Here is a 15,133-nt window from a genome sequence, read left to right as displayed (position 1 = left end):
CAGACGCGGGTGTCGCCGCCACCACCACATGTCGAGGGCTTCGAGGTCGGCGACGCGCCGGTCCTGGAAACGAGGTTGGAGCGGGCGGCCTTGAGCCGCTCTTCGAGGGTGCGGTTGTCGGTGGTGAGCTGGCGGACCCGCTGCTTGAGAGTCGTGTTCTCGGTGGTGATCCGCTGGACGGATTCCTGGGTCCATTCGGCTTGCAAGTCTCGGACCTGGCCCAGGAGTTCGCCGATACGGGTGCGCTGGGCGAGAATCTCGCTTCGGGCGGCCTTGAGGGCGTCCTCGGCGTTCAGTGCGCGTTCGCGCCAGATCGCTTCGCGTTCGTCATCCTGTTCGGCAAGCGTCTGGGCCCGGCGTTCGCCGGCCTCAGCCATCGCTGCGGAGACCGCGGCTCTGGCCTCGGTGTTGTCGTAGAGGAAGGTGCGGGAGACGTCCGCTCGGCGGGCGACGGCGGTCACGCTGACCTGGGCCTTCTCACGCCGGAGGCGGGCGAGGGCTTGGCGGACCCGCTCAAGGGCGGTCTCGGTCTTGCGACGGCGGGCGGCCAGGGCCGCCGCGGTGCGGGGCTCGGAAACGGTGGCGGTGTTCATGCGGCTTCCTGTTCGGGGTCGTCGCCGTTGGTTGTGCACGCATCGCTGTACTCGTCCGGCTCGTCGCTGCCCACGTCGGCGAGGTCGGTGGCGCGGAAGGCGGTGGACCAGACACGGTGGAAGTAGTCCTGGGGTTTGCGCAGGTCCAGGGCGAGGGCGTCATCGAGGAGGCCGAGGCCGGCCAGGGCCTTCTCCAGGCCGTCGATGGCGCGGGCGGTGGGTTCGAAGTAGGCGTGCAGGTAGTCGGCGGTGGCATCGTCCGGGGCGCCCTCGGCCAGCAGTCGCCACTGCTCGCGCTTGCGCCGCCAGTAGAGGAGGTCGGCCCCGGACAGGACGAACTTGTCGCAAGAGTGGCAGTTGAGGCTCCAGGGGCAGTCGCCGCCGTCGACGACGGGCTGGAAGGTGCAGAAGCCACCCTCGGCGGGGGTGCTGCGGCGGCCGAGGTCGATGGCGATGGCCATGGCGTGCTCTCGGGTGAGTGGGGTGAGGTCGTCGGTGAGGATTTCGCCGGGGTTGGCGGCACCGGGGCCGGCGACCCAGACGTGCTGGAGCACACTCTCCAGGTCGGACTGGGCGAGGTGGACGTAATGCTCGGCCATGCGCTCGGAGACCTGGCCGAGGTATCGACGGATGTGGGTCAGGCTCGCTCCGGCTCGAAGCAGGCTGGTGGCCAGCGAGTGCCGGGCTTGGTGGGGCACCCACCGGCCGATGTCGAGGCCGTTGATCCATGCTTTGAAGCCCCGGTGGAACCACTGGTAGGACAGCGGCCGGCGGCTGTCACTGTTGCGCTGGTTACTGGGGAACAGCGGCAGGTGGGCGCGCTCCTCCGGGGTCGGCTGGCGGTTGTGGCGCGTGGCGAACAGCGCCAGGGTCTTACGCTGCCGGGCTTCCAGCCGCTGGTGGAGCTGTTCTGGGATGCGGATCGCGGCGTCGTAGTTGCCGACCTTCGTCTGGTCGTGCCAGAGCATGGGGAGGCCGCCGTAGCGGCCCAGGCAGTCCAGACGCAGTTTGATCACCTCGCTGCAGCGTCGTCCGGTGACGACGATGGTCTCCCAGGCGTCGCGCAGTCCGCGGTCGGCCGGGTCGTGGCAGGCGGCGAGCGTCTGCAGGTTCGCTTCCGCGGCGAGGGCCCGGGCGACTTCGTCGGAGAAGGGGGTTCGTGTTCGGGTGACGATCCTTCCCGGAGGGGGCATGGCGGTGACGAAACCCCGGTCGAGGCCGAGCCGTTCGGCTTCGACCGATTCCAGGGCTTCCAAGAGAATCCGCCGGGTGCGGGTGAAGACCATCTGGCGGGTGTAGGCCGTCACGATGGAAGGCTTCCCGTGCAGACCTTTCATTCCCAGGGACGGCAGCCCGTCCAGTTCCCGCAGCCGTTGGTCGGCAGCGAAGTCGTGAACGTGATGCGCCCGAAGCAGCCTTGGGTCGTGACTGCCGCCGGGGGCCTGGATCTCCAGGAAGGCGCTGAGTTCGGTGCAGGCCCGCCGGGTGCCGTCGAAGGTGTGACCTGAGCGCGGGCAGCTCGGTGATCGCAGTATCGCGGCGAAATGATCCCAGGCAAGGTCGCGGAGCCATCGCTGGGATATCGGGGTCAGGTCGATGCGTGCCGACCGGTTGTTCAGCCTGCGGCCGAAATGCTCGGTGTTCAGGTAGCCCTGCTCGCGGGTCTGCTCCGGCGTCACATAGAGCGGGGTGAGCAGGTCTATGAGGATCCGGGCGAGGTAGGAGGCGTCCAGGCCAGCTGTGGTCAGCCGACTATCTTCCTCGTCCAGGTCCAGGCTGTCGGCAGCCAGGTCGGTGAGCGAGTGAAATCCGTGGTCGCGACAATAGTCCGCCAGGCTCTGGACCTGGATGAGTTCCCAGCGCCTGCCCGATCCACGGGCATGGACGAACAGTCCCCACTGGGTCTCAGCTCTCAGGAGCGGGTGCAGACCCCGGAGGTTGATCTGACCCGGTCGGGATACCGGCGCTGTCCTTGAGCACCACCACCGGAAGTCCGATTCGTTGTCGTAGGCGACCGGCACTGGCGAACCGACCCGCTCGTAGCGGTTGCCCCACTGCGCGGGCAGCACGGCTCCGCCCGGCCGTCCCTCTCTGCGATAGCGCCGATGGTGCCGACAGCAAAGCCCCAGGGGCGATTCCACCAGGTCAGGGCAGACCACGGCCTTGCAGCGTCCATATCCGGGCCGGGGCGACTGCTTGGCCAGCCAGCTGTCGAAGTCGGCGGCGTCTCCGTGCCGGTCACGGTGGTGATACCAGCTGAACTGGTGGTGGTGACACAACTCCCACGTCAACTGGCGTGACGGCCGCTCGGGGCATAGCCGGCACGGCCGTTCGCGCAGTTCCTCGCCGTGCCCGACCAGGTCGGCGGTGCGCAGGAAGTCTGCCCGGGACTGCTCCGCGCGGAGCCGACGCCAGGCAGTTTCGTGGGCGCCGCAGAGATCTCCCCGGCCTGCTCTCGGCCGTTCGCAATCGGTGACCAGGCAGATCCATCGGTAGACAGGGTGGTCTGGTGGGATCTCGACGATCTCCGAGCGGAACACCGGATCGAAGGTCGGGGAGTTGACCAGCGCGGTCATGATCTCGAACCGGTCCCGTCCCTCCCGCCCAACCCGAACCGGGGCCGGAACTGTCTCGGTCACCGCGTCTCACCCCAGACCGCGCGCAGAGCGGAGTCGAAGGCGGGGTCGTGGATGTCGACGTGTCCGTAGACCTCGTCGACGGTGGCGGCCGAGGCCCAGCCGCCGGCGTCCCGGGCGATCAGCAAGTTGCCGTCGGCGGCGTCGAGGACCGCGGAAGTAAACGTGTGCCGGAAGGCGTGGGGTTTCACCAGCCCCAGACCAGCGCGATTCCCGGCCCGGCCGAGCATCCGGCGGGCCCCGACCGGCGCCCACGGCTGTCCGGCGCAGGCGCCGTGCAGCTGGACCAGGAGCATGCCATGTCCTGCTTCGCGCGGGTACTCGCTGGTGAGGTACTCGAAGTAGGAGTGCACCATCGCCGGGCTGACCCGCTTGATCAGCCCGCCAGTAACCGTGCAGCCCGCAGAGCTCGCCGATGCGCAGGCCGCCGTCGGCCAGCCAGGTAACCATCATCCGGTCCCGGGCCGAGTTCACCGTCGCCAACAGTTTCTCCCTCGCGCCGTCGGGCAGCATCTTCGGGTGCCGGCGGTGTGGTCCCTTCGGCGCGAGCGGGTTCGCTGGCATGGCCGTCTTCACGTGCCGAGGAGCGAGCGGCGCCGGTCCACTCGCGACGGCAGCCGCGTGCCGTCGAGCTTCTCACCGAGGCCCACATTGACGCCGAGAGAGGCTTGGTGCAGGTAGAAGCCCTTCAGGCAGGACGCCGCGGTCGCCGACGCGTCCCGGCCGTAGGGCCGCTTGCCCACCCGCCACGGCTCGCCGAGCGGCATGTGGACATCGGCGCCGACAATGCCCATGTACCGTTCCAGGTCGCGCAGTTGGACCGCGCCAAAGGCCAGGCACTCCCGCTCCAGCCATCGCAGATGATCAACCAGGTAGTACGCGTAAGTCTTCTGCGTGCCCGAGCCGTCATGGACGCGCAGGAACCTGTCCGCTTCGGCGTGGAGAGCACCCTCGGGCCAGACGATGGTCCATGACCTCCACCCGCCCTTCCGCTCGATCCGCTGGACCCTCAAGTCCCCGACCACAAGGTGCCGCACCATCGTCCTCCATACCGACTCCAGAACATGACGAACGTCCTGAACCCGGTCGGTAAACAAGCCCATGACGTCCATGCCACAGGCTCGAACAGACATCACGAACAGCACAAACTACGGTCGGTAAAGACTTTCACGATGAAGGTCGCGATCACGTGCTCCATCTGCGATCTGGTCAGCACCGCGTCCCCCTCGGGGTCGGCCCCGCGGTCGGCGACATCGACGCCGGTGTAGCCGGGCAGATGCTCGAGCAGCATGGTGTTGAACGCTCGAAAGGCCCGCTCGACCGCGAACTTGTCGCTGGCCCGGAAAGTGCGGGCCGGCAGGATGTTGCAGCCCAGCACCCTCTCGGCCTCAACCAGGTCGTGGTTCTTATAGGAGCTGCCGTGATCGGTGGTCACCGTCTCCGGTGCGAAGAACGGCAAGGCGGCGACCTCATGGCCGGCGAACTCGGTAACGATGTCCGCAGGAACCCCGGGATAGGGCCAGGCCATGTCCTCGCCCCAGCTCTCACGCATCGGCAGCGGCAGCATCACGTCCCGCAGCAGCATCGCGACGTCCACCGAGGTGTCCGACTCCAGCGTCAGCCGGAATGCGGGCGCCCCATGCGTATAGAGGTCCAACCCCAGCGTGAGCGTCGAGGAGACCGCCTCGCCGAAGACCGTCTCGCGGAGCTTGACCGGCAACGGCGTCGAGTCCAAGGCGATCACCTGGCCGGGGCGATAGACCACCAGCCTCTGGCCGACTCCTGCCTCTGCGGCGGCTTGGGCCGAGCGCGCGTAACGGGCCCTGGCGCCGGTGCAGCCGAACCACTCGTCCCAGACCCGGGTCAGCGTCATCCGGCTGGGGATCTTCTCCGTCGGGAAATCCTTGAAGGTCTCCGCCATGAACTGATGCACCAGCCGGTGCTTGGCCGCCATCGAGATGGTGGATCGGTCACCGCATTCGGCCTTGACCGCGAAGATCGCCTGGCGGACCTCCTCCGTGACGCTGCGGTGACCGCCACTGCGGCGGGTCCACCGGCCGTCCGCACAAGCCAACAACAGGCTTTCCCCGCGCAAGACGGTGAGCGTCTCCAAGGTCCTGCGGCCCATGAACTGCAGCCCCAGCCGGGCTGCCTCGTGTCGGGGCATGGACCGGCATTCGACAACTTTCGCGGCCCGGCGCTGACCGAGCGTGGTCGTCGCCGGGTCGTATGCGGACCGAGGCTCCCCCGGCCGGGCGCGGTCCGCGCGGCCGCCGCGAAACCCGGTGGCCGCCTCCAGCACGTGCTCGGCCCGGATCCGGGCCAGCTCCAACTGGTCAGGCGTCAGGTCCGCCAGAGACCGGGACTGCCCAGTGTCGGCCAGCCGCACCAAAGAGGCCGCCGTGCTGACAGGGCGGGCGTCCGGGTGGTGGATCAGCCAGCGGATCGGGCGGACCTCGGACCGGCCCTCGCCGTCCGAGAGGGCGAAGCGCCCCTTCTGCGGCTCGATCGCGTCGACAGTCCACTCGACGCCGTTCAGCCGTAGCTGGCTGCCCGGCGCGAGGTTCAACAGACCACGCTCGCCCGCCATCACGGCATCCGACGAGGTCGCTGCCCGAGCCAGACCAGCGAACCGTCGCCGAGCGGCCGGCCCAGGCCGACCGCGAGACGCCGGTGCCAGAGCAGATGCGTCGCATGCGCCCGGGCCACCGCCGGCAGGATCGTGCGATCCACCAGTTCGCCGAAGGGCAAAGGCCCTTGATTGACCTGCCCGATCAGCTGCCGCTGCAGCCCGAGCTGATCCTTCAGAGGCCGACGCTGCGACGACAGATGATCCAGGACGCTGTGAACGTGCTGACGCCATCCTGTCACCACCACATACTGCCAGCCGCAGGCCGCCGCGGCCTCCGCCGCCGCGTCGAACTTCAGCCGGTCGTCGTCCTCGATCCGATTGCCCGGCCGGACGTCGAAGAGCACCAAGCCCCCGGGCATCACGGCCAGGAAGTCAGGGATGTGCTGGCCACGACCACCAACGTGGTCGAAGTCGAGCCGGAACGGCTGCGGCAACACCTCACTCACGCCGAGAAAGTCCAGTGCGAGCAGCAGTCGTTGCTCCTCCAGTGACTCGAACGCATGGTGCCGGCCGGTCGACACCATGAACTGCAGCCCAGGCCGGTTCCCCTGACGGGCCCTCCACGTGAACTTGCGAACCGGCCGGGACGAGAGCACAGGCACCGAGGCCAGGTCACGTACGGGCCAGGCAACCTCGCCGTCACCGATGATCCACGAGCCGGTCCACCGCCGCGTCCACTCCTCCCCCAGCGACAGCCTGCTGCGAGTCCCACCGCCGCTGTACGGAACGATCAACTTCTTCAACGGACACACGTCGGAACGGACGAGGGGCTTCGTCCTCGGGCTCGTCATGGCTCCACGGGAGCACAGCAGGCCCGCCGTCCACAGACGATCACCGATATTGCCCGTAACTCGATCGTTCACTCAGCCCGTCTCGCAAACTAACGCGAGCATTCGCAAACAAGCATGAGCAGTCACACTGGCTCATGTCCCCGGCGCGGCCGCGGCGGTCCCGGAGGTTTCACAAGAATGGTGAGACAGCAATACTGTTGAACATGATGGAGTCCGCCACCGGCCTGACGGTCGACGAACTGGCCGCCCGCGCCGGCGTCACCGTCCGCACGATCCGCTTCTACAGCACGCGCGGACTGCTGCCGCCGCCCGAGATCGGCCCGCGCCGGGTCGGCCGCTACGGACCGGACCATCTCTCGCGGCTGGCGCTGATCGAGGAACTCCAGCACCAGGGCATGACGCTGTCCGCCATCGAGCGCTATCTGCGGCAGCTGCCGCCCGATCTGAGCGCCCAGGACCTGGCGATCCACCGGGCGCTGGTGGCGAGCTGGATCCCGGACAAGGCCGAGGACACCACCCGTGACCAGCTGGAACGCCGGGTCGGCCGGGAGCTGACCGAGGACGATCTGGACCGGCTCGCGGCCCTGAGCGTGCTGGTGCGCACCGATGCCCCGGACGTCTTCCAGGTCGACCCGGGGCTGCTGCACCTGGGCACCCGGCTGCTCGACGTGCCGATCGCCCTGGAGACGATCCTCGCGGCACGCACCGTCGTCCTCGAACACACCCGCTCGGCGGCCCGCGAGCTGAGCCGGCTCTTCAAGGACGAGATGGGGGAGCCCTACCGCGGCGGCGGGCCCGACCCCGAGGAGATGGCGCGGATGAAGTCGCTCTCCGCCCATATGCAGCCCATGGTCGTGCAGGCGCTGGTCACGGCCTTCCAGCGGTCGATGAAGGAAGAGCTGCGGGAGTGGTTCGGCGGGACCGGGGAGTGACGGGGGCGGACCGCTTTCTCTGGCGGCCGCCCCCGCCGCCCGTCAGCCGTCGCTGAACTTCTCGCCCTTCCCGGCCTTCTCGACCAGCAGCGCGGACGGCGCGAACCGCTCGCCGTAGGCCGCCTCCAGCTCGCGGGCGCGGGCCACGAACCCGGGCAGGCCGCCTTCGTAGCCGTTGATGTACTGGATCACGCCGCCCGTCCAGCCCGGGAAGCCGATACCGAAGATGGAGCCGATGTTGGCGTCGGCGACCGAGGTCAGCACGCCCTCCTCGAAACAGCGGACGGTGTCCAGCGCCTCGGAGAACAGCATCCGTTCCTGCATGTCGATGAACGGAATGGCGGCGTCCTTGTCGGTGAAGTGCTCGCGCAGCCCCGGCCACAGACCGGCCCGCTTGCCGTCATCGCCGTACTCGTAGAAACCGCCGCCGCCACTGCGCCCGGGGCGGCCGAACTCGTCGACCATCCGGTCGATGACCGCGTCGGACGGATGCGGCTGCCGGCTGCCGCCGGCCTCCCCGACCGCCCGCTGGGTCTCCTTGCGGATCTTGCGCGGCAGCGTCAGGGTCAGCTCGTCCACCAGCGACAGGACCTTCGCCGGGTAGCCGGCCTGGGCCGCGGCCTGCTCGATGGAGGCCGGGTCGAGGCCCTCGCCGACCATCGCCACGCCTTCGTTGATGAAGTGGCCGATGACGCGGGAGGTGAAGAAGCCGCGCGAATCGTTGACGACGATCGGGGTCTTGCGGATCTGGCGGACCAGGTCGAAGGCGCGGGCCAGCGCCTCGTCGCCGGTCTTCTCACCCTTGATGATCTCCACCAGGGGCATCTTGTCGACCGGCGAGAAGAAGTGCAGTCCGATGAAGTCGCCGTCGCGCTCGACCCCTTCGGCCAGTCCCGAGATGGGCAGCGTCGAGGTGTTGGAGCAGAGCAGCGCATCGGGAGCGACGAGGTGCTCGATCTCCTGGAAGACCTTGTGCTTGAGCGAGACGTCCTCGAAGACCGCTTCGATGACCGCGTCACAGCCGGCGAGGTCCTGCGGGTCGGCGGTGGGCGTGATGCGGGCCAGCAGCTCGTCCCGCTGCTGCTCGGTCGTGCGGCCGCGGGCGAGCGCCTTGGCCAGGAGCCCTTCGGAGTACGCCTTGCCCTTGGCCGCGGCCTCCGCCGATACGTCCTTGAGCACGACCTGCATACCGGCCTTGGCGCAGGAGTAGGCGATGCCCGCGCCCATCATGCCGGCGCCGAGCACCGCGACCTTCTCGACCGTGCGGGGAGCGATGCCCTGGGGGCGGTTGGCTCCGGAGTTGACGGCCTGGAGGTCGAAGAAGAACGCCTGGATCATGTTCTTCGAGATCTGGCCGGTGACCAGCTCGACGAAGTAGCGCGCCTCGATGGTCTGGGCGGTCTCGAAGTCGACCTGGGAGCCCTCGACGGCCGCGGCGAGGATATTGCGCGGCGCCGGGTAGGGCGCGCCGTTGACCTGCTTCTTGAGGTTGGCGGGGAACGCCGGGAGGTTGGCGGCGAACTTCGGCTGGGCCGGGGTGCCCCCGGGGATGCGGTAGCCCTTGACGTCCCAGGGCTGCTGGGATGCGGGGTGCTCGTCGATGAACGAGCGGGCCTTGGCCAGCAACTCCTCGGGGGATGAGGCGACTTCGTGGACCAGGCCGTTGTCCTTGGCGCGGGTGGCGTTGTACTGGGTGCCCTGGAGGAGGACCTTCAGCAGGGCGTCGGCGATGCCGAGCAGCCGGACCGTACGGGTGACACCGCCGCCCGCGGGCAGCAGGCCCAGGGTGACCTCCGGCAGGCCGATCTTGGTGCCGGGGGTGTCCAGGGCGACGCGGTGGTGGCAGGCCAGCGCGATTTCGTAACCGCCGCCCAGGGCCGCGCCGTTGATGGCGGCGACGACGGGCCTGCCGAGGGTTTCGATGCGGCGCAGGTCGCGCTTGATGCCGTTGCCCGCGTCGAATGCTTGCTGGGCCCGGTCCGGGGTGATCGCGATCAGGTCCCGCAGGTCGCCGCCGGCGAAGAAGGTCTTCTTGGCGGAGGTGAAGATGACGCCGCGGACGCTGTCCTGCTCGGCCTCCAGACGGTCGGCGATCGCGGTGAGGGAGGCTTTGAAGGCGTCGTTCATGGTGTTGGCGGACTGGCCGGGGTCGTCCAGGACCAGGGTGACCACGCCGGTCTCGTCCTGCTCCCAGCGGATGGTCGACATCGCAGAGGTCTCGCTCACTGTGGCTTCTCCGTAAGGGGTGGGACGGGCGGTCAGAGGCGCTCGATGACGGTGGCGATGCCCATGCCGCCGCCGACGCAGAGGGTGACCAGGCCGTAGCGCTTGTCCTGGCGTTCCAGTTCGTCGATGAGGGTGCCGAGGATCATCGCGCCGGTGGCGCCGAGCGGGTGGCCCATGGCGATGGCGCCGCCGTTGACGTTGATCTTGTCGAGGGAGAGCCCCATCTCCCTGGCGAAGCGCAGCACGACGGCGGCGAAGGCTTCGTTGATCTCGACCAGGTCGATGTCGTCGATGGTCAGCCCGGCCTTGGCGAGGGCCTTGCGGGCGGCGGGCGCCGGACCGGTCAGCATGATCGTCGGGTCGGACCCGGAGACGGCGGCCGCGGCGATCCGGGCCCGGGGCGCGAGACCGTAGCGCTCACCGACCTCGGCGTTGCCGATGGCGACCAGGGCGGAACCGTCCACGATCCCGGAGGAGTTGCCCGCGTGATGCACGTGGTCGATCTTCTCGACCCAGTGGTACTTCTGGAGTGCCACCGCATCGAAGCCGCCGGCGTCGCCGATCATCGCGAAGGACGGCTTGAGGCCGGCCAGCGAATCGGCGGTGGTGCCGGGGCGGATGTGCTCGTCGCGGTCGAGGACGACCAGGCCGTTGCGGTCGCGTACCGGGACGACGGAGCGTTCGAAGCGGTTGTTCTTCCATGCCTCGACGGCGCGTTCCTGGGACAGGGCGGCGAACGAGTCGACGTCGCGGCGGGAGAAGCCCTCGATGGTGGCGATGAGGTCGGCGCCGATGCCCTGCGGGACGAAGTTGGTGGCGAAGTTGGTCATCGGGTCCATCGCCCAGGCGCCGCCGTCGGATGCCATGGGGACGCGCGACATCGACTCGACGCCGCCGGCCAGGACCAGGTCCTCCCAGCCGGAACGCACCTTTGCGGCGGCGAGGTTGACGGCTTCCAGGCCGGAGGCACAGAAGCGGTTCTCCTGGACGCCGGCCACGGTGTCGGGCAGCCCCGCGGCGATGGCGGCGACCTTGGCGATGTCCGACCCCTGGTCGCCGACCGGGCTGACCACGCCGAGCACGATGTCGTCGATGGCCGCCGGGTCCAGGCCGGGGAAGCGGCTGCGGAGTTCGTGGATGAGGCCGACGACGAGGTCGACGGGCTTGGTGCCGTGCAATGCGCCATGGGCCTTGCCGCGGCCGCGCGGGGTGCGGATCGCGTCGTATACGTACGCTTCGGTGCTCAAGTCAGGCAGCCTTTCGCATGGGGGTGGAGCGGTCGCGGCGGGTGCGGACCGAACGGTCCTGGGTCAGCCGAGCAGGGACCGGCCGATGATCTCCTTCATGATCTCGGTGGTCCCGCCGTAGATCGTCTGGATGCGGCCGTCGGTGAAGGCTTTGGCCACGCGGTATTCGGTCATGTAGCCGTAGCCGCCGTGGAGTTGGAGGCAGCGGTCGGCGACGCGCTTCTGCAGTTCGGTGGCCCACCACTTGGCCATCGACGCATGCACCGCGTCGAGTTCGCCCGCGGCGTGGTCGGCGATGCAGCGGTCGAGGAAGGCGCGGGTGACGGCGCACTCGGTGGCCATCTCGGCGATCTCGAAGCGGACGTGCTGGAGCTTGGCCAGCGGCCTCCCGAACGCCTCGCGCTCCTTGACGTACTGGCGGGTTATCTCCAGAAGGTGTTCGGCGGCCGCGATCCCGGCGACGGCGATGCCCATCCGTTCCTGCGCGAGATGGGTCATCAGATGGACGAAGGCGCCGTTCAGCTCGCCGAGCAGGTTCTCCTTGGGCACCCGGACGTCGCGGAAGAAGAGCTCGGCGGTGTCCTGTGCCTTCTGGCCGATCTTGTCGAGGTTGCGGCCGCGCTCGAAGCCCGCCATCCCGCGCTCGACGACCAGCAGGCTCAGGCCGTGCGCCCCGCCTTCGGGTGTCGTCTTCGCGACGACGATGACGAGGTCGGCGAGGATGCCGTTCGAGATGAAGGTCTTGGAGCCGTTCAGAAGCCAGTGGTCGCCGCGGTCCTCGGCTCCGGTGCGGATGCCCTGGAGGTCGGACCCGGCACCCGGTTCGGTCATCGCGATGGCGGTGATGAGGTCGCCGCTGCAGAATCCGGGCAGCCAGCGCCGCTTCTGCTCCCCGGTGCCGAGCGAGGTGAGGTACGGGCCGACGATGTCGTTGTGCAGCCCGACCGCGAGCCCGGCCGCGCCGGCCCGGGTGAACTCCTCGGCCAGCACGGCGCTGTAGCGGAAATCGGCGTTCCCGCCGCCTCCGTACTCCTCGGGCACGGCCAGGCCGAGCAGCCCCTGCCGTCCCGCCGCGCGCCAGGCGTCCCGGCTGACGATGCCGTCCTTCTCCCACTGCTCGTAGTGCGGTGTCACCTCCTTGGCGAGGAAGGTGCGTACCGTCCCGCGGAAGGCTTCGTGGTCCTCGGTGAAGATCTGGCGCTTCATCTGTCCGGGCCCTCCTCAGAGCCAGTTCTTGACGGTGTCGGCCGGCTCGCCCGGCTCCGGGCCGAAGGGCCGGGCGCCGAGGTACCGGGGTGTGGTGGTGGGTTCCCTCAACTGCCCACGTCCTGCTGCCCGTCACGGTCGTCCGCCGCGCGCGGCGTGGCGGGGTGGCCGTCGGCGAGGAGGCCGGGGATCTGCCAGTCGCGGGCTACCTCCTCGGTGTCGGCGCCGGGCTGCGCGGGCGGTCTGCGCACCGCGCCCGGGGTGCGGGAGAAGCGCGGGGCAGGAGCGGGCTGCGTGAGGCCGCCGTGGTCGATGAAGGTGCCGCGGGCGGCGAGATGGGGGTGGGCCGGCGCCTCCCGCAGGGTCAGTACGGGCGCCACGCAGGCATCGGTCCCCTCGAAGACCGCGGTCCATTCCGCGCGCGTACGGGTCCGGAAACGGGCGGCGATGGCGCTGCGCAACTCCGCCCAGGCAGCGAGGTCGTTGCGGTCGGGTGCCTGGTCCTCGATGCCCAGCAGGCGGATGAACTCGGCGTAGAACCGCGGTTCCAGGGCGCCGACCGCCATATGGGCGCCGTCCGCTGTCTCGTATGTGCCGTAGAACGGCGCGCCGCCGTCGAGCAGGTTGGCGCCACGTCTGTCCTGCCATCCGCCGGCCGCCAGCATGCCGTGGATCATCGCGGAGAGGTGGGCGGTGCCGTCGACGATCGCAGCGTCCACGACCTGGCCCCGGCCACCCCCGTTCCGGGCGTGCTGGAGCGCGGCGAGGATGCCGATGACGAGGTAGAGGGAGCCACCCGCGTAGTCGCCGAGGAGGTTGGCGGGGGCGACGGGAGGTGCGTCGGGTGCGCCGATCATGCCGAGGGCACCGGTGATGGCGATGTAGCCGATGTCGTGCCCCGCGGTGTCGGCCAGCGGACCCTGCTGCCCCCAGCCGGTCATCCGGCCGTAGACGAGGTGCGGGTTGCGGGCCAGGCAGTCGTCCGGGCCGACCCCGAGACGTTCGGCGACACCGGGGCGGAAGCCCTCGATCAGGACGTCGGCGCGCTCGGCCAGCTCCAGGACACGGGGCGCTCCGTCGGGGCTCTTCAGATCGATGAGGACCGAGCGTTTGTTGCGGTTGGTGAGGTCGTATGCCGGGTCGATGCCGAGCCCCGCGCCTCCGGGCCGGTCCACCCGCACGACGTCGGCACCGAGGTCGGCCAGTGTCATGGCTGCGAAGGGGCAGGGGCCGATGCCTGCCAGCTCCACCACGCGCACCCCGCTGAGCGGGCCGTTGCCTGACTCCACCCTCACGCCCCTCGCTCTGCCCCACTGTGACACTTCTGATGTAACACTCGTGATGTTAAGAACGTGTTCCACTTTCCACAAGCCCTCCGAGTCAAGACCCGCCACGGAAAAGGCCCGTGGTGACGATGCTCAACTGCCATCGCCGCCACGGGCCTTTGCGCACTGCTGACCGTGCGCCGCTATCCCCCGTCCAGCTCGGCGATGAGCCTCTTCGGGGCTATGACGCGATAGGACTCCTCCACCCAGTCACAGAGCAACTCGGCGGGCGGCGCGCCCCGTTCCGCCAGCGGCACCGTCACCCAGCCGGCCTTGCCCAGGCCGTAGCCGGCCGGCTCGGCACCAGGGGCGGAGAGCGCATGGGCGTGCGCCTCCGGATCCTTGAGCTTGAGGGTGACTCTCAGGGGGCCGCCGTCGTCTTCGGCTCGGAGGAAGACGAAGACCTTGTCGTTGACCTTGACGACGCTCTCACCCCACGGGAACTCCTCCGACGCGCCGGGAAGCCGCAGCGCATACCCCCGGATCCGTTCGCGCACCTCCGCCGCGCCCGCCGCCTTCGTCATGCGAACCTCCATGTCACTCCCCCGTCGGTATCGGTCGACAGCACCGGAATGCCGTCGTCCCGCGGTGCTTTCGCCCACGCCACGTTCCATCGCCCACCACGCTAACGGCGACCACTGACAACGGCCCGCGGAGCGGGGATTCGCCGTCTGCGGAGAGACAATGTCTGCATGTCGCACCCGTATCTCGCCGCCGCCCTCTTCGACATCCACAGCGGTCAGGGACCGCGTCAATTCGCCGAGCTGGCGATAGCGCTGCTGCTGTCGTCGCTGATCGGACTGGAACGGGAGGCCCGGCAGAAGAGTGCCGGGCTGCGCACCCACACGCTCGTCGGTGTGGGCAGCGCGCTGTTCATGGAGGTGTCGATACACGGTTTCGGCGCGCTGCTGGGGATGGACGGCGTGGCCCTCGACCCGTCCCGTGTCGCCGCGCAGGTCGTCTCCGGCATCGGCTTCATCGGCGGCGGACTGATCTTCGTCAAGAAGGACGCGGTGCGCGGGCTGACGACGGCCGCCACGATCTGGCTGACCTGTGCGATCGGCATGGCGTGCGGCGGCGGCCTGCCGCTGCTGGCCGCCGGCGCGACGGCCGTGCACTTCCTCATCGTCCGCGGCTTCTCGAAGGTGTCGGAACGCATCGGCCCCACCCGCTTGCCGGAGAACGTCGAACTGCGCCTGACCTACCGCTCCCAACACGGGCTGCTGGGGCGGATGCTGGAGATGTGCACGAGCAGCGGGTTCCGGGTGACCGACGTCCAGGTGGAGACCGGCGTGGAGGACGAACGGGTCTCGGCCGAGGTGCTGCTGCGCCTGGAGGGCACCGCATCGGCGCATTCTCTGGTGGAGGCGCTCACCGAACTCGACGGCGTGCGGGGAGTGGCGTTGGGGCGGCAGGGCGACAGCACGGAATGACGCTGCCGGAGCGCCGCCGGCGGGGAGGGGCGCTCCGTATGACGGGCCGCCGGTGCCGCAGGCGCGGCCACCCGGAAAGGCGTCACGACACGCCAACCGCACCTTCCGGGCG

12 protein-coding genes and 1 pseudogene are annotated in these 15,133 nt (G+C 69.4%); 2 read left to right on the top strand and 11 right to left on the bottom strand.

Going from position 1 to position 15,133, the window contains the following annotated elements; genetic code table 11:
* Positions 1-320 precede the first annotated feature (320 nt).
* The 6 genes and pseudogenes from LIU39_RS01000 to LIU39_RS00975 all read right to left on the bottom strand — a co-directional run.
* Positions 321-593, bottom strand: a pseudogene (locus tag LIU39_RS01000) (DUF6262 family protein); the annotation flags it as partial.
* Positions 590-3,232 carry a tyrosine-type recombinase/integrase gene (locus LIU39_RS35150; protein WP_227043474.1) on the bottom strand — a complete coding sequence of 881 codons (2,643 nt, stop codon included), beginning with the start codon at positions 3,230-3,232 and terminating at the stop codon, positions 590-592. The pseudogene LIU39_RS01000 and the gene LIU39_RS35150, both read right to left, overlap by 4 nt.
* Positions 3,229-3,585, bottom strand: a complete 357-nt coding sequence (locus tag LIU39_RS00990; RefSeq protein WP_227043471.1) for a site-specific integrase — start codon at positions 3,583-3,585, stop codon at positions 3,229-3,231. The genes LIU39_RS35150 and LIU39_RS00990 overlap by 4 nt, the downstream gene beginning before the upstream one ends.
* A 216-nt stretch (positions 3,586-3,801) precedes the next feature.
* On the bottom strand, positions 3,802-4,269 hold the full coding sequence (locus tag LIU39_RS00985; RefSeq protein ID WP_227043469.1) for a hypothetical protein: 468 nt from the start codon (positions 4,267-4,269) through the stop codon (positions 3,802-3,804).
* A gap of 92 nt (positions 4,270-4,361) precedes the next feature.
* Positions 4,362-5,819 (bottom strand): hypothetical protein, encoded by a 1,458-nt coding sequence (locus tag LIU39_RS00980; protein WP_227043467.1) that lies wholly within the window; start codon positions 5,817-5,819, stop codon positions 4,362-4,364.
* A complete protein-coding gene (locus LIU39_RS00975) occupies positions 5,819-6,613 on the bottom strand; it encodes a TnsA-like heteromeric transposase endonuclease subunit (protein WP_372463768.1) in 795 nt (264 codons plus the stop codon). Before LIU39_RS00975 ends, LIU39_RS00980 begins: the two co-directional genes overlap by 1 nt.
* A 242-nt stretch (positions 6,614-6,855) precedes the next feature.
* Between LIU39_RS00975 and LIU39_RS00970 the strand changes: the two genes are divergently transcribed.
* Positions 6,856-7,584 carry a MerR family transcriptional regulator gene (locus tag LIU39_RS00970; protein WP_227043462.1) on the top strand — a complete coding sequence of 243 codons (729 nt, stop codon included), beginning with the start codon at positions 6,856-6,858 and terminating at the stop codon, positions 7,582-7,584.
* A 42-nt stretch (positions 7,585-7,626) separates the two neighbouring features.
* On the opposite strand, the gene LIU39_RS00965 is transcribed toward LIU39_RS00970, so the two are convergent.
* The 5 genes from LIU39_RS00965 to LIU39_RS00945 form a co-directional block, all read right to left on the bottom strand.
* The gene (locus LIU39_RS00965) at positions 7,627-9,792 is read right to left on the bottom strand and encodes a 3-hydroxyacyl-CoA dehydrogenase NAD-binding domain-containing protein (RefSeq protein WP_227043667.1); all 2,166 of its coding nucleotides are present in this window, start codon (positions 9,790-9,792) and stop codon (positions 7,627-7,629) included.
* A 50-nt stretch (positions 9,793-9,842) separates the two neighbouring features.
* Positions 9,843-11,057: an acetyl-CoA C-acetyltransferase gene (locus LIU39_RS00960; protein WP_227043460.1), complete on the bottom strand. Its 1,215-nt coding sequence runs from the start codon at positions 11,055-11,057 to the stop codon at positions 9,843-9,845.
* 63 nt (positions 11,058-11,120) lie between these two features.
* Positions 11,121-12,263 carry an acyl-CoA dehydrogenase family protein gene (locus LIU39_RS00955; protein ID WP_227043458.1) on the bottom strand — a complete coding sequence of 381 codons (1,143 nt, stop codon included), beginning with the start codon at positions 12,261-12,263 and terminating at the stop codon, positions 11,121-11,123.
* A gap of 107 nt (positions 12,264-12,370) precedes the next feature.
* Entirely contained in the window at positions 12,371-13,522 is a 1,152-nt protein-coding gene (locus LIU39_RS00950; RefSeq protein ID WP_227043665.1) for a CaiB/BaiF CoA transferase family protein, read from the bottom strand.
* A gap of 209 nt (positions 13,523-13,731) precedes the next feature.
* Positions 13,732-14,112, bottom strand: coding sequence for an MmcQ/YjbR family DNA-binding protein (locus LIU39_RS00945; protein ID WP_227043456.1), 381 nt, complete (start codon positions 14,110-14,112; stop codon positions 13,732-13,734).
* Between the two features lie 168 nt (positions 14,113-14,280).
* Here LIU39_RS00945 and LIU39_RS00940 point away from each other — a divergent pair, with 168 nt between their 5' ends.
* Positions 14,281-15,021: an MgtC/SapB family protein gene (locus LIU39_RS00940; protein ID WP_227043454.1), complete on the top strand. Its 741-nt coding sequence runs from the start codon at positions 14,281-14,283 to the stop codon at positions 15,019-15,021.
* The last annotated feature ends 112 nt before the right edge of the window (positions 15,022-15,133 follow it).

This window comes from Streptomyces pinistramenti (assembly GCF_020564935.1).
Lineage (GTDB): Bacteria > Actinomycetota > Actinomycetes > Streptomycetales > Streptomycetaceae > Streptomyces > Streptomyces pinistramenti.
Note: the sequence above shows the minus strand (reverse complement) of the source record. Positions and strands in the feature narration are given on the sequence as shown.